Annotated in this window: 12 protein-coding genes; 4 read left to right on the forward strand and 8 right to left on the reverse strand. The window is 43.1% G+C overall.

Going from position 1 to position 21,806, the window contains the following annotated elements; genetic code table 11:
• Nucleotides 1-38: 38 nt before the first annotated feature.
• From ACO1R6_RS13035 to ACO1R6_RS13050, 4 genes are all read right to left on the reverse strand, one after another.
• Nucleotides 39-386 (reverse strand): nuclear transport factor 2 family protein, encoded by a 348-nt coding sequence (locus tag ACO1R6_RS13035; RefSeq protein WP_486265299.1) that lies wholly within the window; start codon nucleotides 384-386, stop codon nucleotides 39-41.
• A 584-nt stretch (nucleotides 387-970) separates the two neighbouring features.
• Nucleotides 971-3,307 (reverse strand): heparinase II/III domain-containing protein, encoded by a 2,337-nt coding sequence (locus ACO1R6_RS13040; protein ID WP_486265300.1) that lies wholly within the window; start codon nucleotides 3,305-3,307, stop codon nucleotides 971-973.
• Nucleotides 3,308-3,647: 340 nt separating this feature from the next.
• Nucleotides 3,648-3,923 carry a hypothetical protein gene (locus ACO1R6_RS13045; RefSeq protein WP_486265301.1) on the reverse strand — a complete coding sequence of 92 codons (276 nt, stop codon included), beginning with the start codon at nucleotides 3,921-3,923 and terminating at the stop codon, nucleotides 3,648-3,650.
• A 90-nt stretch (nucleotides 3,924-4,013) separates the two neighbouring features.
• Entirely contained in the window at nucleotides 4,014-5,192 is a 1,179-nt protein-coding gene (locus ACO1R6_RS13050; RefSeq protein WP_486265302.1) for an SIS domain-containing protein, read from the reverse strand.
• A 511-nt stretch (nucleotides 5,193-5,703) separates the two neighbouring features.
• Between ACO1R6_RS13050 and ACO1R6_RS13055 the strand changes: the two genes are divergently transcribed.
• Nucleotides 5,704-7,503 carry a T9SS type A sorting domain-containing protein gene (locus ACO1R6_RS13055; RefSeq protein ID WP_486265303.1) on the forward strand — a complete coding sequence of 600 codons (1,800 nt, stop codon included), beginning with the start codon at nucleotides 5,704-5,706 and terminating at the stop codon, nucleotides 7,501-7,503.
• Nucleotides 7,504-8,253: 750 nt separating this feature from the next.
• On the opposite strand, the gene ACO1R6_RS13060 is transcribed toward ACO1R6_RS13055, so the two are convergent.
• A complete protein-coding gene (locus ACO1R6_RS13060; RefSeq protein ID WP_486265304.1) occupies nucleotides 8,254-10,434 on the reverse strand; it encodes a beta-N-acetylhexosaminidase in 2,181 nt (726 codons plus the stop codon).
• 1,209 nt (nucleotides 10,435-11,643) lie between these two features.
• Between ACO1R6_RS13060 and ACO1R6_RS13065 the strand changes: the two genes are divergently transcribed.
• Nucleotides 11,644-12,597, forward strand: a complete 954-nt coding sequence (locus ACO1R6_RS13065) for a carbohydrate kinase family protein (protein WP_486265305.1) — start codon at nucleotides 11,644-11,646, stop codon at nucleotides 12,595-12,597.
• Between the two features lie 218 nt (nucleotides 12,598-12,815).
• On the opposite strand, the gene ACO1R6_RS13070 is transcribed toward ACO1R6_RS13065, so the two are convergent.
• The 3 genes from ACO1R6_RS13070 to ACO1R6_RS13080 form a co-directional block, all read right to left on the reverse strand.
• Nucleotides 12,816-13,649, reverse strand: coding sequence for a class II fructose-bisphosphate aldolase (locus tag ACO1R6_RS13070; RefSeq protein WP_486265306.1), 834 nt, complete (start codon nucleotides 13,647-13,649; stop codon nucleotides 12,816-12,818).
• A gap of 77 nt (nucleotides 13,650-13,726) precedes the next feature.
• Nucleotides 13,727-14,635 carry a DMT family transporter gene (locus ACO1R6_RS13075; RefSeq protein WP_486265307.1) on the reverse strand — a complete coding sequence of 303 codons (909 nt, stop codon included), beginning with the start codon at nucleotides 14,633-14,635 and terminating at the stop codon, nucleotides 13,727-13,729.
• 60 nt (nucleotides 14,636-14,695) lie between these two features.
• Nucleotides 14,696-16,675 (reverse strand): S9 family peptidase, encoded by a 1,980-nt coding sequence (locus ACO1R6_RS13080; protein ID WP_486265308.1) that lies wholly within the window; start codon nucleotides 16,673-16,675, stop codon nucleotides 14,696-14,698.
• 1,317 nt (nucleotides 16,676-17,992) lie between these two features.
• Between ACO1R6_RS13080 and ACO1R6_RS13085 the strand changes: the two genes are divergently transcribed.
• Complete coding sequence (locus ACO1R6_RS13085; RefSeq protein WP_486265309.1) at nucleotides 17,993-21,121, forward strand: SusC/RagA family TonB-linked outer membrane protein; 3,129 nt, start codon at nucleotides 17,993-17,995, stop codon at nucleotides 21,119-21,121.
• A gap of 39 nt (nucleotides 21,122-21,160) precedes the next feature.
• A partial coding sequence (locus tag ACO1R6_RS13090; protein WP_486265310.1) for a RagB/SusD family nutrient uptake outer membrane protein occupies nucleotides 21,161-21,806 on the forward strand: 646 nt, incomplete at its 3' end.

The following is a 21,806-nucleotide window of genomic DNA, read 5'->3' on the forward strand; positions in this document are numbered from 1 at the left end:
ATAAGACACCGGTAACCAGTATTTATTCCTGATTGGCGCTACTCTGTTTTAATAACAAAAGCCTTTAGTTCGGCCATTTTCCCGTCGCGAAACCGCCAAACGTCGCAGTAGGTGTAATTGGTAAGTTGGCCGTCTTCGTCTGGCAATCTGATTTTACCAAGCGCTGTAACAAAATCACCGCCGGCAATTAAATTTTCGACCATGAATTTTGGCGGCTCCAGGTAAGCCGTTGCCATCCACTGCCGAACGGCTTCTTTTCCCTTTAAAGTCTTATCGCCTACAAATGTCCATTCGGTATCGTCGGTGCAGAAAGACAGAAAGCCCTCATAGTTACCTTCTGTAATAGCTGCATTCGCTTTTTCTAAAATTGCTTTATTCTCTACCATTTTAATATTTCCTATATGATGTTTAAGTGAATATTTTATTGTTGTGGTTTTTTTAAGCAAACTTTATAATTGGTGCCAACCGTTTTGTATATACTAACCGTTAGGCGAGGTAGTTATGCTTTTTGTAAGTACCCCTAAAATCGGAACTGCTTTAAATAAAGCAAAAAGCGTACATCTAAAATGGCAATAAAAGAAGGGTAGGATTATTGAGAACCGGATGGTGAAGGTGTTTAATGAGAATGAATATGGATGAGTGGCAAACAAAATATATTTGCCGGCAATTAGAAGTAAGCCGAGCTATTTTCTATAGGCGTATGGCGGACAGGGAATAGCCGATGTAAAGCACCTAAAGGAGTTGGCAGAAGTGAAGGCACGGTTAAAGAAAATATTTAATTACCTGAACCTGGGCCCACATAAGGAGGTTATAACAAAAAAGTAATGCATTATGGCCGTAAAAGCAGTTAGCTGAAGCGGTGATTAGCAACTATAGCTATTGGTAACCCAAGGTAGGAATATTTTAAATTTTACTTTAGTTAGGCAGTGCAATGGGCTATTTTCTTAAAAATATTATAAACCTTACCTTTTTACTCTGCCAATATCTGGATCCTTCTTACTCCGTTGCCTTCATCTTTAAAAAATAAAACACCCGCCTGGGAAGTTTGGAACGTGCCGATGGTTTTGTTGTTTACAATGACTTTTACTTTTTTATCTGGGGCTAGTTCAGTTATTACATGGTTTACCGGCGCCATAGCCTTTAGCTTATACTTTAGCGGAAAAGCTGCTTTTTGATGCGCATGGCCTTTGGCATCGAGGCTACTGCTAAACATTACCAGATAAGGATTTTGCGCTGATTGAAAAAATGCACCTTCCAGCTTACCAGCCTGGTCCCGCACGTATTCTGTGGCAACCATCTCTTTTTTACCTGATTCTGAAATCTGAAAAGCATGCAAAAACGAAGTAGCCGTACCGGGCTTTTCCGGGCTTACTTCCATGCGCCACTTACCCGACTCACGATTCTCCAGAAAAGGTTTTTCGGGTGGGAAGTTCTTTTTTGAAAAGCGGTTATAATATTCGTAGCCCGGCCCGCCTATAATAGAAATGCTTCTTTTGGCGGGCAAAAGGGTTTTAATAAATAAACTGCCGGAGTAAGGCACTACCCGGCCTTCCAGTGGTAACGTTCCGGTACGTTGTGAATGAACCACGGAGGCACCTCGGTAATCCTTTACACCGGTTTCGGGTATTTTCCCGTCTATGGTAGGGCGCTCTTCAAAGTGTAATAACCAATATTTATCCAGCGGCCGGGCCGTGATCACGCGGTCTTTCACCACCAGAAAATCAGCTTGTGGCAGGTAAAGCAATTGCCGGTCCATCCACCCTACTTTATCGCCATAGGCATTTGTCAGGTTGCTTTTTACATAATTATACCGATTCGAGCCCTTATCGGCATCAAACGCGAGTACGCTCGCTGCATGCAGCCCGAGATCATCAGCCTTCTCTTTAAATTCTTTCCAGCTTTTCAGGGGTTGCGCTCCCCTGATTAAACGCTGCCCACCGTCCAGATGAATTTCTGTTTTATTTACCTCCTTGCCTGGAATCTCCGCCGGATCATAAACCAACACATTGTTATGAGCCAGTGTCCGGATAGAGTAATTTGACCAACTGCTACTATACATTCTGGAATAACCACCGCCATCTACAATCAAGCCGCCATTTTTATAGATCAGAAAATGGCCCTTATCGAAATGCTGGTGGTCGGTGTAATGATCACCACTTATAAAGGTAATTAAAGTGCCGTTTTCACTCCAGTCGCTACGGAACATAATATGCTCATAGGTATTTTCTCCCAGGCGCATGGCAGTCGGCAGGGTGGTGTAAGACGGCTGGGAGGGAATTTTTGCATTGTAATTTACCAACATCATCCAACGGTACGGCTCGGCTACCAGGTCCGGCCCATAATAAGCCGACAACTGTTTAGAAAATGAATGTATTTGTCCCTGTAGCGTTGGGTCGTTGATTTTCAGGGCCATTAAATCTATAAACGGGCGCATAAAGGTTTTGTGCGGGACAACGCGCGTGGTTACGTCGCCAATCCGTTCGATTGTAAGATCCGGCCGGAAGTTGGCAATCGTAAATTTGGACATTGGCACGAGGAAATCGTCGTATTTCTCTCTTATTATGCCAAAGTAATCTTGGTTGGTAGCGGTGGTAAGCCCATTTAGGGTCATAAGCAGCGGATAAAGTACCACAAACGGCGTATAATGATTGCCCTCTCCCCAGGTTCCCTGTTTGGCTTTTAAAGTTTCAAACAACATGTGTTCATCCAATAGCAAACGGTTTACCATGTTAAGGTACCCGGCGGCCTTTTGGTTGTAGGTGTCGTTCTCGCCATAAATGGCCATAGCCGCCATTGCTACCCCGTGCAAGGATACTGTGGTATAGTTGTGGTTGATGGAAGGAGACATTACGCCACCCTTAAGATGTTCGGCACCTTCGGCTAAACGGGCGCAGATCTTTAATGCCAGATCATTCGGCAGTGCCTTCCTTACCCAGTCAAACGCAATGGCGCTATTATAAACCATGGCGGCAGCAGATGTATGCTCCCCAAAATTGTAAGGCGTATTGGCAATATATTCACCTACCGATTGTGCAATTTTTCTATCTCCTTTCAGTAAATATTGCATGGCCATTGCCGGCAAGCTTTCCCAACCGTTTATTCCGCCGGTATAATTAATCCAGTTCTGATACGCCGGGTCCTGGCTCCTTGATCGCAATGCCGACACCGTAAGTCCGTTGCCGATCTGGTCTTCATCAGCCCGCACGAACAGACGCGGCCGCAGGTTGGATATTTTTACATCGCCGCGTGGATCTGTAAAAGCAACACTACTAATACTTGCTGGTGTATGAGGTGTGAGGGCGGCCATTTCCCTAGGTTCCTTATGGGTTAGCAGTGTTTGCGCCTGCAATAACCCACTCCATAATAGAAAAAAAACAATGCAAGTGCGGCACTTTCCTATCATACAATTTAAATTAATTAAGTAATCAGTTTTAAGTAATAAGCTATTAAAATATTGTTTTTTAATACCTTAAATAAATAGTGTCAGATAGTATTGTGTTACTTAATATTTTATTTAAGACTTGGTACATACGCCATTCTATTCCGTAAAGCTTACCCAAACCTCTTGCAAGAGACCAGGTGACCGCTAAACGTATGCACGAATAGTAATAGAAAATAATAATGACAAGGCTTTTTTGTGCAGAAATTTATTCTGAAACGGATTCAAAAAGATTTACCGTTATTACCTCCACTTGCCGGCAAAGCTGATTACGTAATTTTAACACCGTTTCTTTTGTTTCTTCAACGATAACTAACACCCGCTGCCCTTCACCACCGTTTAATCGGCTGGTCTGAAAATCCAGTACAGGAATCCGGCTCCGCGAAAAAATGTTATAAAGCCGTATTGAAATGTGCAGCGTATAATCACTTTCGATAACAAAAATGTATTGGCTATTTTTACCAGGAGTTTCAAGACCGGTCATTTTTCTGGCTTTCTGTACTTTAGAGAACGCACTGATAATTCGCCCTTCGAATCAGTCTACTATGGTTGATAATCAGTATCGTCATCCGGATCAGACATGATTATCCGTCAGTTCATAAATAGGGAACTCTTCTACGATACGGGAAATAGCACCGGTTTCGGAAGGTGAGTCTGGCCGAAGGCCTAATTGGACGGATTTAAAAAATGCGAGTATTTGCGCGGGAAGCACGCTGCATACCGGCAGAAATTCCTGCGGCAAGCTCAGGTTATCTTCCGAATAACAGAAAGAATAATCCAGGTTAAGCTCTGGGACCTGCTTTTCCATAATTCCAACTTCCAGTAGTGGCCGGTTTCCTTTTTTCATAGAAACAACCATGTCCATTTCATATTTTAACACATAGCTGTCGGTTGAAAAAATATAGACTACCAAGGTTGTATCATCTACAACCGCCTTTGGGCCATGTCGGAAGCCGAGAAAGGAATCATCCTTACAGATAACCCTGCCGTCGGTAAGTTCCTGGACCTTCAGGTGCGATTCAGTGGCCGTACCCAATAACGGTCCGGATCCAAGAAAAACAACGCGCTTAAAATCTTTTTCCGCGATCATGCGGAAATCCTCGCAGTAATCGCTGATAATTTTGCTGCCGTAACTCCTTAATATATCTACCGTAGCCCTGTTGGCCTCAATATTTTGCATTTGCGAAATAAGAATACCTGCCAGTAACATGCCGGTGTAACTACTGGTCATGGCAAGACTCTTGTCATTTGCTTCCTTGGGTAATACAAACACGAATCTGCGATCTTCATCAGCCATACCATATCCGGCAAGCTCACCATCGCTATTGCAGGTAATAATCAAGTGAAAGCAAGTGTGGCAAAGTGCATCAGCCAGGACAACCGCAGCTATACTTTCAGGGCTGTTTCCCGACCGGGCAAAAGAAATCATTAGGGTAGGCGTATCCGGGTCCAGGTAATCTTTCGGAGCAGACACAAGGTCTGTAGTCGAAATGGCTTCTGTTATAATTTTAGTATTTCGCTGAAACACGCCAGTTAATGAACGCCCGATGAATGCACTTGTACCGGCGCCTGCCAGTATAATCCGCTTTGTTTTTGGTAATACCTGATCCAGAAACTTGTTAATTTCTGACCGGTTTTTATAAATCATCTCCCAAACGCTTAGCCAAATTTCCGGTTGCTGCGATATTTCCTTCGCGGTATGGAATGCACCTTTTTCATTTAAAGTCCGAAAATCCAGCCCTAGGTGTTTCATATCGTATTTTTTTAAACTTTATGTGTACTGAACAAAATTAATAAAAAAAACCTAAAAACATTCGTTTCGTTATCTTTTTTAAGAATTTATCTTTTCTTTTAAAATGCATCATCTATTTAGCTGTTATTGCTTATAAATATTTAGTAGGGAACAAATACTACTATTTTATTTAAACCTCAGCAATTTTAACAGTAAAGGCGTTTTTTATCTTAATTCTACTTCTGGCTCATTATATTATTGCGGATGTACATAAATTGTATATTTATTTCATTTTCTTGAATATATTTTTTTCAAAAGCTTGTTATTATAAAATTATAATTATAAATTACTTTAATAAACTTATAAATCCTTTGTTTTAACAAAATTTTACAACCTTATCTATTAAATTAAGAAAATGAAAAAAACTTGTACAATCTTGATTGTTTTTACCTTCTTTTGCTGTTTGCTAGCATCAGCAAAAGATAATCGCCGTCTAAATGGTCTAAATACGAGCCGCTATAACGCTAGTGTGGTGTCTACTGTTTGGCAGGTGGGCCCAACCCGCACTTACACCAAGCCCAGTCAGGTAGCTACCTTAGTGCAGGATGGAGATATTATTGAAATTGATGCCGCAGATTACGTTGGGGATGTAGTAAGATGGACTAAGCATAACCTTACGTTTCGGGGTGTTGGCGGAATGGCTAACTTAGATGGAAATTATAAAGCATCTGGCCGGAAAGCAATTTGGGTTATCGCCGGTAGCAATAATGTAGTTGAGAATATCCGGTTTTCGAATTGTAAAGACCTGACCGATGTAGATAAAAACTGGGCGGGCATACGCATGGAAGGCACTAATCTGGAGGTGCGGAATAGTGTCTTTTTTAACAATTCTAACGGCATTTTATGTGGTGAAAACCTGAATAGCGACATCCTGATTACCCGCACAGTTTTTGATAGTAACGGTCATAATGACGGTCAGTCTCATAATCTATATATAGGCAAAGTTAAAAGTCTTACTTTTACCTATAATTATTCTACTGGTGCAGTTGGTGGCCATGAATTAAAGAGCCGGGCGGTACTTAATTATATCCTTTATAATCGGATATCGGATGAAAAGGCTAACTCTGGCCGGTTATTAGACCTACCAAATGGTGGTATATCAGTAGTTATGGGCAATGTGCTACAACAAGGACCCAATGCAGTAAATCGCAATTTACTTGGATATGGTTTAGAAGGTGTAAATCCCGGACCAGAGGAGTTGTACGTTATCAACAATACTTTTATAAATGATCATCAAAACACTGGCCCTTTTATTTCAGTTGGAAGAAATACTGAACTGTTAAAAGTCTATAACAATATATTCGCTGGTCCTCATAACCCAAATCCAAATATTTATTTCGATTACAGGGGAACTACGACCGCTAAAGATATCAGCCACAACCTATTTAAGCAAAATGTTACCGATGTAGGACTGTTAGATGCGGCTAATATAGATTACCACTTAGTACAGGGTTCAGAAGCAATTGGCGCAGGCACTGATGCTGGTACCACTTCCAATGGCTTTGACCTGACCCCGATAGAAGAGTATGTGCATGTTACAGACCGGGTAGACCGCGCGGTTGCCTGCAATATTTCCCTGGGAGCCTACGAGTATGGTACCCAAACTACTGTGCAAGCAGCCGCAGATAAACCCGTAGTTTATTATGGCTACGCGCCGGAAGCCACGGCTACCCTAAGCGCTTCCGTAACCTCAGATCGGGCACCTTATAAAATTTTGTGGAGCACCGGCGAAACAACCGAGGGTATCCAAGTCAGTCCTACTGCCACCACTGTTTATAGCGTTACCGTTACCGATGCAGTTGGATGCCAGGTGACGAAAGAGGTAACCGTTGAAGTAGTAGACGTGCGGTGTGGACCGGCTAAACACCAGATGGTTGTTGTTTGCAACCAGGCCGGACAGCAAATATGCATTGATGCGAATGCGGTGCCTGCTCATCTGATGAATGGCGGTAAGCTGGGCGCTTGTAATACGGCCGATAAGCAAGCTGCGAGTGCAGCGTCGAGTGGGCCAGCACTGGTAGTAGCTGCCTATCCTAATCCTTTTTCGGAACGAATGACAATTGAAATTACCTCTGAAAAGGAAGATTATGTAGTGGTTGATTTATATGATATCAGCGGCACTTTTGTAAAACGGATTTATGAAGGAGATATGGCGTCCGGCCAAGTAAAGCAACTTGAATTAAGCGCTGGCGAATTGACCCGGAATATGTATGTCGGAAAAATTATTACCAAAGAGGGCGTTAAGACCATTCATCTGCTGAAAAAACAGTAAAAGCTATATTTTCTGAAAACTGTAGGAATATATTCTACAGTATATAAATACGAATTCTCCTGAATTTTTATAAAGGAAAGAAAAAACAGAAAAGCGCCTCTGGTTTATGCCAGAGGCGCTTTTTTTCTATACAAAACCTTGCCTGTTAGGTCTTATAAATGCAAATTATACCCCTGCTAAATCACGAATACAGTTAATTCAATGCTCTCTCCAGCATCCTGCCGGAGAGGGTTGCTACCGGACCGTGGCCGATATTAGGCTTAACAAATAATGAGCAGCCAGCTTATAGCGACTATACGCAGGGAAATAAGGATCGGGCGAAGTGTACTGGTGCCATATAACACCGGGTGCTTATTTTCTTTAACTCGTTAAGCGCAAAATGGAGTCTCATTGGTATCAAACCAAACCGTAAAATAAATCTGCCTTAATTATTTAGTTCTTGCTAGGGGATTGCCTGGATACCCGGTAATATTGTTGGTATTTCCAAAAGTTAAATTATTTGAATGGTCACTTCCGCCACAGCAGGCTGTGAAAACCCAAGAAAAATAGCGGTAAAAAGAACCTTTTAACCGCCAGTAAACCTAATTTAATGCCGGATGGTTGCTTTAAAATATTCGGAATAACTCTTGGCGCAAAAAAGGCGGTAAATTGTTGAGTGGTTTTTGTCCGCATCAACAATTTCCGCCTTTTTTGCTTCTCTCCGGAGAAAGATGTCTTTTTTTATATATCTGAATATCGGGGTAGAATGGGTTAGTCTTCCAGACGTTTTTCAGCCAGGCCTTTCACCGGGACTTTGTTTGCCGCCGCGTATTGTTTTATTCTTTCGTTAAGCTTATCCCGCCAACCCGGCAGATTTGTCCGTTGAAAAGGAGCGATCAGATAATCCAGGCCTTTTCGGCGGTCGGCAAAGTGATCTTTTACATCGTCCATTTCATACACAAAGTTACGGCCATTTACGTTACGGTTTTTTTCAAAACGGCTTTTTTCCCACACCTCCGTAACGTTTTCCCACATTCCTTTACTCCAGTTATCGAGAGCGCCAATCTTGTTACTGACTTCTACCAGGGCGCCAACGGCATCTTCGTGTTTACCGGCCGCCGAAGCCGCTTGGGCCCGTTCAAATGCGCGTTCGGCATCGCGAAATGCAAGTACGGTTTTAATGAAGTAGCGCTCCAGGTAAGCAATCGACAGATATACCTCCAGGCTATAACGGTTGCGGTCAACCTGCGTAATGTACCGGGCCAGCTTGTTGATTAACTCATCATTTTTTCCTTCCAGTTCTTCTGCCTGCGCAATAAGCTTGCTGTGGTCGGTGGTGTATTTGTTATTGGATTTTAGATTCTTATCCAGCGGAATCTCCGGGAGCCGGAGAAAATCGTCGGTTCGTTCGGTGCCAATTCCCTTGCCGAAACTGTTGCCGTAACTGGGGCCGCGCTCGGTGCTGGTTACCCTATCCCATCCTCTTCTAAAGAATTGCGCGCCTTCCGTTAGGAGTTTATAGGCAGAGGCTATGTCCGGACTGTTTGCCCCGTAGAACACATCTAAAAAGTCTGCCAAAGTTTGTTCATAAGCCGGGCCATAAGGGTTCCAGGCATATTGCGTAACAGTAGCCCAACCCAAATGAAACACTTCTTCGTGTAAACCGCTGTCGTCCCAAGCGGCGGCAAAGCTTCCGATGGGGTTAGCGCCCGCTTTGATACCATTGCGTACGGTGCTTGCGTAAGCCGGATACCTTGAATAATCGGAAAAAAGCGGCTCGGCACCCTGGATAGAACTGTAGGCCAGCTGCCGCATTCCTATTTTCCGTTGCATGTCAAGAAATTCCTTGTCTTCGCCCATTATGCCATTAATTATACCGGGTGGCAGGCGTGTAATATCCTGCGGCAGCAGGGGGTATTCTACCCAGGCAATCATCCGGCGATTACGTTTTGCCAGCCAATCGTGGGCTTTTACAGCGAACTCGGCCCACGCCAGACTGCGGTTTTCCGGATTGTACGGACGCTTACATTTGGCGCAGATACCGGCGTAATAAACTTCATCAGTAGAGGCCAGAAAATAATCAACGCCGGGTGTCGCATCAATCATATCCTGGTACATGTCGAAGATTAGGTTGATTGCTTCATCGTCGCACATACAGGCCTGGTAATTAGACTCAGGTTCAGCCTTTAAATGCTCAAATTCTTTATGCTTCAGAACGTGCGCCATGTGTGCCGGTGCCTGGATATTGGGAACAATCTGAATATGTCGCTCCAGGGCGTAACGGGTCAGTTCCTGTAACTCTGCTTTGGTGTAAGCGCCAGGAGCGCCGATAATGGGATGTCGTGGAAATTCATATTTATCTTCAATCTCCAGGGCAATCATGTTCACTTTAAAGAAGGCGTGCCAGTCGATCAGGCGCTTCATGGTTTCCATGCGTTTCTGGTGGTGCTTCGTGTCCCAATGTACAAACCGCAATTGCACCGCCGGCCAGTCGCGAATTACTACTTCCGGAACAATGAGCCGGCCAGCGTGATCCCGCCGGAGTAATTGCAGCAAGCTTTGCACCCCGTAGAAAAGGCCTGTCTGGCTATTGCCGGTGATCTCGATCTTCTCGGCTGAGATCTCCAGCAGGTAACCCTGTTCGTTGAGTGCCGGATCATTCGTGGCTTTTACAGCGTTGGGTTTAACGGCAAGTATAATCTTTTTTCCTCCCTTTTTCGCGAGAGTTAATCCATGAAGCTCCGATGCGCCTTCAAGAAGTCTCCGCACAGCAATATCCTCTTTGCTTATTTTTGAATCTACCGACCATGAACCATCTACCACAATATTCTTATTGCCCAATTCTACCTGTTGAGGGGCTGGAAGCAGGCTGAAACCACGCAGGCGGAGTGGCGAAAGAAAAGTTGAAGAGTCATTAGCAACGGCAGCCGGGGCCGTGCGGTTATTTATCACAGCAAACGCACTCTGCCCGTTATAGGCCAGAAGAATGAGTGTATAAAATAACGTTAAACAAATGTTTCTATTCCGGATCATAGGCATAGTAAAGCGCTTTTATTTTTTTTTAAAAGAACCATTATTTTTGTTATAAAGCAAGCTTATAAAACATTTTAGATTAAAAAATAAGGTTTTGAAAATACAGTATATGGAAAGGAAGGGGTGCTCAGGCCAACATTGAGCGTAACTGAGCAATTTTTACGTAATAATGTTAGGCAGCATTGAGCACAAAATGGTTTATTGCATATAACGCAAGTATTGCAATAGAAATTTGTCAGCTTACTAAAAATAGAACTGTATAGGAGGGAAAAAAATAATGCACGACAGGGCTTATTTAATCAAATCATTCTGTTTCCAATAATTAGCCAATATTATTACAGCAATTTTGGTAGGCAGAAGTATGTAGAATTTAAAATTATGGGTTCAAATAGTAAATATTTAAAAATACTGGCCGGTAGTAAGGTGTAATATAATGCCGATATCAAGGGTTAGAAGAGGAGCCAAACCCTGAGCGGGTTAATTAATAGGGAAAATTTTCTGAAGGATTGAATTTAGCGGCTTAATAACGAAAGAAAAACTTATTTTTTAGATTAGTAATAAAACGAAGGATTTTGATTTGAATTACATAACTTTGTTTTGCTATTTAGGGTTTTATACAACCATATAAAATACAGGTCTTGGTTCAGGCAGTTTAACCTCATATAAAGGCTTTTTGTGTTACCGAAGATATATCCCATAAACCTGGCGTTTGGCAGCAGGTCCCGGAGTTTAACCCGGTTTATTCTTGCTGTTGTGCGGATGCTAATCTAGTCCTAATGCAGGAACTTCTGTTGGAAATGAGTGTGCTTGCTGCTCAGTTATTTGCACTTTTCAAATCCGATAATTAGGTTTTTGTCTAGATTCGCCTTCCGGAATAGGTGGTATTTCCCGTTATCGCAAAAGAGGTTTCTATTTACTTACAATATAAGTAATAGGCTACAAAAATTTATCCATCAGCAATCCATAGACGGAGCAAGCGGAGTAGGGCCAGGCTTTAAAAACAGAAATATTACCAGTGTAAATCGAAAAGCCCATCGATAATTACTTTTGCAAGTTGAATTTAGTTGATTTAAATATTATGCTTTACAAAGCGGGGAAATAGCAATTTAGAATACTATAGTTTACTTTATGACTATCCAAAAGAAATATGATGTTGTAGTGGTTGGCGAGCTGAACGTTGATCTTATCGCCAATGGATTAAATAAATTTCCGGAGATCGGTAAAGAAATACTTGCTGGTCAACTCGTCACCACGTTAGGCAGTAGTTCAGCAATTTTTGCTAGCAATCTAAGTGCCTTTGGAACAAGCGTAACCTTTTCCGGGAAAGTTGGCAATGATAACTATGGCGATCAGATCGTCGATACTTTAAAATCGAGAGGTGTGGATGTAAGTAACATTGTTCGCACAGGCAAACCAGATACCGGCGTTACAATAGTGCTTAACTATGATGAAGACCGGGCAATGGTAACGTATCAGGGGGCTATGGCGGTATTTGCCATCGGAGATATTCCGGATACCGTATTAGAAAGAGCCAGGCACCTTCATCTCAGTTCGATTTTTCTGCAGGAAGGTCTAAAAAAAGATATCGTATCACTTTTTAAAAGAGCAAAGGATCTTGGGTTAACGACTTCTCTTGATCCGCAGTGGGATCCGTCGGAAAAATGGGAAGTTGACTTAGAAAGTCTTTTGCCTTATGTAGATATTTTTATGCCAAACCAGACCGAACTAAAGGCATTAACGAATACCACAACCATTTCGGAGGCAATTGACTCTCTCAGAAATTATTTTAATGTGCTGATTGTAAAAAGTGGGCGGAAAGGCGCTGTTTTATGGGTTGGGAATAATTCAATTCATCAACCAGCCTTTTTAAATAACGCAGTTATCGACAGTATTGGGGCGGGAGATAGTTTTAATGCGGGCTTTATTCATGCTTTTCTGCAAGGGAGGTCTTTGCAGGAATGTATGGAGTATGGCGCCCTTATGGGAGCCGTAAGCACGACCAGTTCGGGAGGAACTACGGCCTTTGAAGATATGGGTAGGGTAAAAGAAATTGCAAAATCTTCTTTTGACTACATTTTGTAAATACCTGGTGTTTTTATGTTATAAGCAATGGCTAAATAAAATATTGATTTAGGGCATATTTAAATTTTATCTAATCTCGCCAAACGCAACAATCCGGAAGAATATTATCGATTGATAAGATTCCTCCGGATTGTTTGCAATAAAGGATAATGGGTTTCCTTGTTCTTGTTTATGCAATATGTTCTAGAATATTTATTCCTAAAATCTATAGTTAAAAGTTAAACATACTCTTTTATATTTTGAACCGCTATTAGTTTTTCCTTAACTAACTCAGTTACTTTGGCTGTTGCTTTTGGAAACACTTTTCTTAAATCTATTTCATCGGTATCTCTTAACAGGGCCTGCAAACTTTTCATGAAAGTATTTTTTATTTCTGTGGCCAGGTTAACCTTACAGATTCCTCTTGAAATAGCCTCTTTAACTTGGTTTTCCGGTATGCCGGAACTGCCATGCAATACCAGAATAGCATCTGTTTTTGCGCGAATTTCCGATAACAACGGTAATTGAAGTTTGGGCACTTCTTTATAAAAACCATGCGCCGATCCAATGGCAATTGCCAGCGCATCTACGCCGGTTTCTTCTACAAACAGGCTGGCTTCTTCCGGGCTGGTAAATATTTGCTGTGTATGGGACTGGCCCAGTTTTGCGACATACCCCAATTCTCCCTCTACGGTGGCGCCGTATGCTTCGGCCATTTTTACGGCCTCGGCCGTTAACCTTATGTTATCTTCAAAAGGTAATTCACTTCCATCAAACATAACTGAATCAAAACCAGCATCCAGGCATTGGCGAACCAGTTCCAGGGAGTCGCCATGGTCGAGATGCAGCCATCCTTCTACCCCGAATGCTTTCAAAGCGCTTCTTCCCATGTCAACAGCCGTTTCAAGTCCCATGTATTCGATGGAACTTCTGGTTAGTTGTAAAATTAATGGTTGCTGCAAGGCTGCCGCAGCCTGCAGTACCCCATGCAGGGTTTCCAGGTTATAATAATTAGTAGCAAGTAAGCCCTTTTTCTGCTGGGTGAGTACTTGCATTTTTTGCTTTAATGTCATTTTGTAGCAGGAGAATTTAAAAATTTACCAATTTTGGTTAGCGTTATTTTATCCGTAAGGAGGGACCGCCACTGGCGTTATACTTCGTTTAATTTTACTGTTTTTGTCTCTTTCGTCTCTTCAACACCCATCAGAAGTGCCGAGATAATGGCCAGGAGCATTCCGGTTATTATTACGGGATGGGGTATGAAGGCGTAAATGGTTAACGAGATAATCACGGTTAAGACCGGCGAAAGGGCCGTAGTCATGGGGGCCACAATAATGGCTTTGCCAAACCTAAACGCATACACAAGACAAAGAGCGCCAAAAGCATTTAATATCTGAATTACCGCTGCCAGGTAAGGGCCCTTCATTCCCAGGTTAATGGGTTGGGAAAAATCGGTCATAAACAAGGCAACCGGAATGAGTAAAACCGAGCCCAGGGCCATATAAAAGAAAATGCTCTCGGCTTTCATGGTTTCGTTAGCAAATCGCAAAACGTACCCCTGAATGCCCCACGCCAGCAAGGGAATGGCTGTTAAAACCATCCATAAATAACCCCTAACCGCGCCATCGCCGGGAGGTTGATAAGAGAGTAACAGAACGGCTATAACGGCAGCAGCAATGCCCAACCATCCCATCCGGCCCGTTTTTTCCTTTAATATTATTACAGCTAATAAAATGGTAATAACCGGGGTTAAAGAAAGCAAAGGAAAAACAAGATAAGCGGGCGCTATCTTCAGGGTAAAAAAAAGAACCAATTGACCGCCTGCCCCCATAAGTCCGGCACTGGTACCCAATAAAATGGAGCGCTTGTCATGTTCGAGTTGCCAGCGGTTTACCGCCAGGGCAAAGATTGCCGCCACAATCATGGTTAATGCCCATACAACATAACCCAGGGTGGCCGGAAAACCATTTTTTTCAGGTATCTCAATGAGGGCGCCCCACACGCCCATAAAAATTACATGTATGATTACAAAACTGATCCAATTCTTTCCTTTGTTCATCGTAAAAAATATGTGTTAATCAACTTGTTAGATTATTTACATTCGGGTTGAATACCGTTATTACTTTATGTACTCATCAAACCAGTTCAGCACCCGGCTGTATAAATCATATCTGCTCTTCGGCTTTAAATCCGGCCGCCAGCCATGGCCTTCTTCGAGATACTGGACGAAAGAGGTCGTGACGCCTAATTTTTTTAAGGCAATGTACATTTCTTCGGCCTGGGTTACCGGAACTTCATTGTCTTTAGTGCCATGCAGGAACAGCGTAGGTGTTTTAACGTTTTTTACATGGCGCAGCGGCGACCATTGCCAAAGCAGGGGGAAATTATCATAAACACTCCCGTTAAATTCCGATTCTATCAGCGAATGGTACAAAGAGGTGCCCGCGAAACTGATTAGGTTGCTGATCCCGCCATCGACAACAGCAGCCTTGAAGCGGTTGGTTTGCGTGATGATCCAGTTGGTCATGTACCCGCCGTAACTCTGGCCTGTTACACCTAGTTTTTCTGCGTCTATCCAGGAGTTATTAGCAATAGCATATTCTAGCCCGAGCATCAGGTCCTTGTAATCGCCACCGCCCCAGTTCAGAACGGTGCCTTTCGAGAATGCCTGGCCATAGCCGCTGCTGCCTCTTGGGTTAATAAAAAGCACACCGTACCCGTGTGCCGCTAACAGTTGCATGAACGGGTCAAAAGAATAGCCGAACATGTTATGCGGGCCGCCGTGAATGACCAAAATTAAAGGGTACTTTTTAGAATCGTCTAAAGAACAAGGCGGCATAATCCAGCCTTGTACCGGCGTTTCGTCAAAGCTATCAAACCAGAATTCTTTAACCTTTTGCAGAGCCAGATGATCCAGTAAATTTTTATTTTCATCTGTTATTTGAATGCTGGATAGCTCGCCGGCTTTCTTTAGGAATATTTCCGAAGGATGCGTAATAGCTGTTAAAATATAGGCCACAACGTCTCCATCGGCCGTTAAGGAATATTCCTGTACCAGGGAATTACCCACCAAGACAGTTTCAATTTCCCCGATGCCTATAGGGGCGCGGTACAGGGGCGTTGTGCCTTTGTTTCCGGCGCAAAAGTAAACCCATCTGCTAAGTGGATGCCATTGAATATTTTCTATTCTCCGGTCCAGGGACCGGGTTAAACATCGCGACGCTCCACCCGCTGCTGGTACAATATACAAATGCGTATCGTCCGCCTGGCTGTCGTTCGTGCTGACGGCACTGGTTGTGGCCAGGTACGCGATGTACTTTCCATCGGGTGACCAGGCTGGCTGAAAGGCCGTGCCCGAATGGTGCGTTAATTTTTCTACTCTTTTTGTCTTTATATCAACTGTCCATAAATCACAATTCTGATTGTTGTCGGGATCAGAAGTACGATTGCTGATAAAAGCAATTTGGGTGCTGTCGGGAGACCAGGAAATAGAATGTTCATGATAATCTCCTGGTGTTATAATCTGCGGTTCGCCACCGTTGGCAGGAACAATCCAAATATGACTTGTATTTCCATCCGCGAAGAATGGCCGGCCCCATCCGCCTTTAGTCTTGTAAAGCAGTCTGTTTACTGCCATAATGGAGCTTGCCTCGTCTTCCGGCAAAGAAGCAGGGGGAGCAGTACTTATATAGGCAATATATTTCCCGTCCGGCGACCAGGAGAAATTCGTTTGGGTCAGGTGATTAATGAAGTAGGCTGATTCATATACGTTGGTAAGGAATCGGGTTCTGCGATCGTTTAAATTATAAATCCATATTCCGGTCCGGCCGTTTTGAGAGGCATGGTAAGCAATGGATGAGCCATCCGGCGACCATACAGGTGAATCCCCCTCGACTAAAATCTCTGTATGATTATCGTAAGTTGAGATTAATACAATATAATCTGGCCTGGTATTTTGGTTTAAATCGGCTACGGTTCTCACGTAAACAATCCTGCTGCCATCGGGCGAAATTTTTACCCCGCTTAAATTCCGAATTTGGAAAATATCGTCTATCTGAAAAATGCGGTTGCGCTTCTCTTGGCTTTTCGTCTCTCTCATGATTTTAGTTGGTAGTTCACTTAAGCAATTTTAAGGAACAACCCGCAATAGGAAAATAATTAATGCAGTATTCAGGCAAGGCTAAGGTTTTTATCAAACAAAAATGTTTGAGTAGATTTCCTTTTCATATCCTTGTCTTTCGAAATGTATACTAGTGGCTTGTATAAAGTTTTTCGTAACCCTTCCTAGTATTGCAAAAATAGGTTTTAATTTGCAAAAACAAAGGTAAAAAAATATATTTTAGGCACGAGTTCTATAAAACAGAAGCAAGGAACAGGGTAAACCTTCTATGGATGTATCGGGTGTCTTGTACATTTTAATAATATTATAAGTTGCTTTAGGCTCGCAAGATTAAAGGATAAAGGCTGTGATTTCGGGTCAACTTATAGACTGACCAGGTTATTTGCTTCTGACATCTTAGGCTATTGGAACTATTAAGAGGCTCATGGAGGATGCGGGAACGTAAAGGTATATTGGCGACGAGTCTAATGAAAATGTAAGAATGGCACAGGTAACCTAGTTACATTGGAAATTTGAAGAGTAGAAATTTTTCGAAATTTAAGTGGATGGTCGTAACCTATTCGGTAGAAGTAAAGTAGCCAAGCCGTGCCAATCGCTGCATGATTTATTGTCAACGAGGTAAAGACTATACTATATTAATATTATATAGTCAAGATTAATACAAATAGTCAATGTAATAAACATTATATCAGCCTGATGCCAGCGGGCAAAAGTGCCCTGGAGAGCCTCTGCTACGAAATGCTTAAGCTTAAAGTAGCATTTCTCCTCATCAGCTTCAATGCATTCTGTAACTCGCAGGTTGGCCCCACGCCTCGCGGTTCAGAAGGTTAATATGTCAAAAAAAGAAGAGAAAGATAACCAGAACAAAATGCTTCGCAACATCCCCACTTCTAGCAAGCAAAGAAAGGTTTGTTTCCTCGAATAAATTTCCAATCTCTTATTCCTGGTAAGTGAACAGGATAGACGGAGTGTGTCATATTATAATGTGTGCCGTGGCAAACTTTATTATGGTGGCCATAATATAATTACTGGGCACCTGGTTCCTCTCGGGAAACAATTTTTAACGGCGTACTCATAAAAATAAAGGCGTAGTCGGCTTGTGCTATGATGCCTTAAAATATTTCTTCTTCATTTTGCTAATGGTTATTTGCTTTACCTTATCTATTGTAAAGAGGTTTTGTTTCAAAACATTATTTATTTTAAAAAAAAATCTTTTACTATTATGATTTATCATTTTATTCATTTTTCTTTAGGTAACGAAAGGCATCATTATTATCTACACTTCAAAAAGTTATTATGAAATTAAAAAATTTTACAAAAATGTATTGGCCTGAACCACCTGGAAAGGCCTTTTTGGTAATCTGGATAGCTTGCATGCTTATCTGCGGTATCCAATCGGTGGCATTTGCCCAACAAAGAACTGTTACAGGTACCGTTAAGTCTGATAAGTCTGATGCGTTGCCTGGTGTTACTGTACTGGTTAAAGGAACTACTAAAGGTACAACTACTGATGCGGAAGGTGGATTTAGTCTACAGGCTTCCCAGGAAGATGTGCTGGTTTTTTCTTTTATCGGGTATGTGGCAAAGGAGGTTGCGGTAGGAAACCGGACAACGATTAACGTCAGCATGTCCGAAGACATGCAAAGTCTTTCCGAAGTAGTAGTTGTGGGCTTTGGAGCGGAAAAAAAGGTAAATGTTATCGGCTCCATTGAAGCAATTTCGACAAAAGAGATCACCGCATCCCCTGTCGGTTCCGTTTCCAACGCTTTGGCCGGACGGTTACCTGGTCTTATTGTACAACAGCCGCAGGGAGAGCCAGGCGCTGATGCAGCCCAGTTGTTAATCCGCGGAAGGGGAACATTGGGAAACAGTGCCCCCTTAATTATTATTGACGGCACGGAAGGAAGGGATATTAATGCCTTAAACGCGAATGATATTGCGAGTATTAGTGTGCTCAAAGATGCATCGGCGGCTATTTATGGCGCGCGGGCGGCAAACGGTGTAATTCTGGTTACCACCAAAAAAGGTGCGCAGGGCAAACCCCGGATTGAATATTCCATGTACCAAGGATTATCAAGACCTACCTGGTTGCCTGAAATGACGGATGCAGCTACTTATGCGCAAATGGTTAGAGAGATGCAAACCTATGACGGCGTTACGGAAGCCAACTTAAGATATAAGCCGGAAGACGTAGAAAAATACAGATCCGGTGAATATCCCTGGACCCATCCGAATACCGACTGGAATGAGGTGACGCTGCGCGACTTTGCCAATACATCTAACCACAATATTTCTATTAGCGGTGGAAACGATAGACTTACCTACTATGGTGCTGTAGGCTATTTTAATTCTGATGGAATTTATAAACGCGACGCAAATGATTTTAAGCGCTTTAACGTCAAAGTAAACGTTGATTTCAACGTCAATAAATATCTAACAGTTGGGGTGGCGTTGAACGAAACCCAGGAAAACAGAATGTCTTCGGCGATGGATCGGGAAACGATTTTCAATGTTGTTAACCAGGGCCGGCCTACCGATTATGCTTACTGGCCTACTGGCCAGCTGGCAACCGGTTCTTTTGGATTAGGATACCATCCTGCTGTTATCTCTACCCTCGATTATGGCTTTAACGACCGAAAAAACTTTATGAGCTACAATACGCTTAACGCCTCTTTGAAAATACCGGGTGTTGAAGGATTAGCTCTATCCACCTATTATTCTTATGATATCGACTTCAACAAAGGTAAGCATTTTGTACAGCCACTGGAAGGGTATACCTTTAACCGTGCTGCATACCTGGCCGCCGGTAATACCGGAAAAGAAGACGGTTCAGCGTTCTTAACCAAGATATCGAACAATTCTCCGAGAACATTGCGAAATATTTATGGCGACGCTACCCGGAAACTCTATCACTTACAACTAGATTACACAAAGAGCTTTAACGACGCCCATAACCTGAGCGCGTTTGTGGCCTACGAGCAATTTAAAAACGAGACCAATAATATAATGGCTTACCGTACGGGCTTTGTTAGTAGTGCGCTGCCGTACCTATTTGCGGGAGGTAACCTAAACAAAGACAACAGTGAAGGGGTTTCGGTTGATACAAGAGTTAACTACTTCGGCCGGCTTAGCTACAATTTCAAAGAAAAGTATCTATTCCAATTTACTTTACGCAGAGATGGTTCCGTGCGCTTTTCAGAAGAAAGTGGCCGCTGGGGCACTTTCCCGAGTGTATTGGCCGGCTGGGTCCTTACCCAGGAGAACTTCATGAGAAATAACAGGTTGGTTGATTTCCTGAAGCTGAAGGCCTCGTGGGGAAGAATGGGTAATGACCAGGTCGCGCCTTTCCAATACCTGGCTAGCTATTCGTTTGGTACTGGTGGGGTTTACGGAACGAACCTGAATTATGGTACCAGTCTCATCCAAAATGTTACCCCAAATCCTAATATTACCTGGGAGATTGCCAACATGACCAATGTTGGTTTCGAGTCGGCCTTCTTGAAGGATTTCTTTTTAAACGCCGACTTATTTTATCAGCGCAGAAGCCGGATTCTGGTGGCCAGAAATGCTTCGGTGCCTGACTTTTCCGGAATTTCCCTGCCAAACGAAAACTTTGGTATTGTAGATAGCAAAGGTTTAGAAGTAGAATTGGGATATCAGAAGCAAAAATCTGAGTTGTCGTACGGCTTGACTGGTAACTTTACCTTTGCCCGGAACAAGATAGTTGAATTTGATGAGGCGGCGCAGGTGGTTGAATGGCAGAAAAGAACCGGGCATCCCATCGGGGCCATATTGCTGCACAAGTCAGCCGGTATTTTCAGAGATGTAGACCATGTTAATTCGTTGCCGCATGTAACCGGTGCCATACCAGGTGATGTGATTATTGAAGATATTAACAAGGATGGTAAAATTACGGCCGATGACAGAATTCTTTTTGATCAGACGAGCGTTCCGGAAATAACCTATGCGTCATCGCTCAATGTTAGATACAAATCTGTGCGGTTAACTGCCCTGTTAACCGGCGTTGGAACGGCCTGGCGGCAGATGCTGGGTTCTCAGCAGGGTTTGCAAGGTAATTACTACCAGTTTCAGGCCGATGGACGCTGGACACCCGAAAACCGGGATGCTACCAAACCCAGAACCCCTAATGGCTGGAACCCTTATTGGAGAAGCAATAGCTTCCGGACAGATATGGAATATCAGAATATGGAGTTTGCCCGGTTAAAAAATCTAGAGCTGACCTACACGTTGCCTAAAACATTCCAGAACACGCTTAAGATGGCCAATGCAGAGGTCTATTTATCAGGACAAAATTTATTCCTCATCTATGCCTCGCAGGGTATCTGGGATCCGGAATTTAGCGGTAACCGGGATAACTACCCGATTATGAAGGTCTATACAGTAGGAGCGCGGGTTTCTTTTTAAAACATACAGATTTTTTAGTTAAAATATGAATTCACCATTATGAAATATAATAAAATATTAATAACAGTATTAAGCGCACTGATGTTGGGGATGTCCTCTTGCCACGACATCCTCGATCTAAAGCCGGTAGATAGGTATACCGATGCGGTTCTTTGGGAAGATATAAACCTGTCAAAAGCTTATTTGCTGGATACCTATCGGGGTACAGGTATGGGCTACCGGCAATATATGGTTACCGGTGTATCGGATGAGGCCCAAATTAAATTCCGGGAAAATTTTTATGTGAGGGGTGATATCTCGCCGGATAACGTCTCCCCCTGGGGATTATCGGGGCACCTTCCGGGTTGGAATGACCATTTTAGAAACATCCAAAAACTTAACAAATTTCTGGACAATGTAGGACGTGCTGTGGACGCTGCTCCGGAAGGCAACAAGACTGCCATACAGGCGCAAGTGGATATTTTGCGGGGCGAGGCACTGTTCCTGCGGGCGTTTGCCTATGCAGAACTTGTCCGGCTTTTCGGAGGCGTTCCCCTGCTGGCGAAAGAAAGTCAAATAAACCAAGATTTCTCGTTAGTAAACCGGGCCTCGTTCGAGGAAACCATCAACTTTATTGTGAAAGACTGTGACGAGGCCGCTGCGCTGCTGCTTGCAAAAAGCCAAACGGAGATGGGCAAGGCAACCA

Source organism: Adhaeribacter sp., from assembly GCF_057359045.1.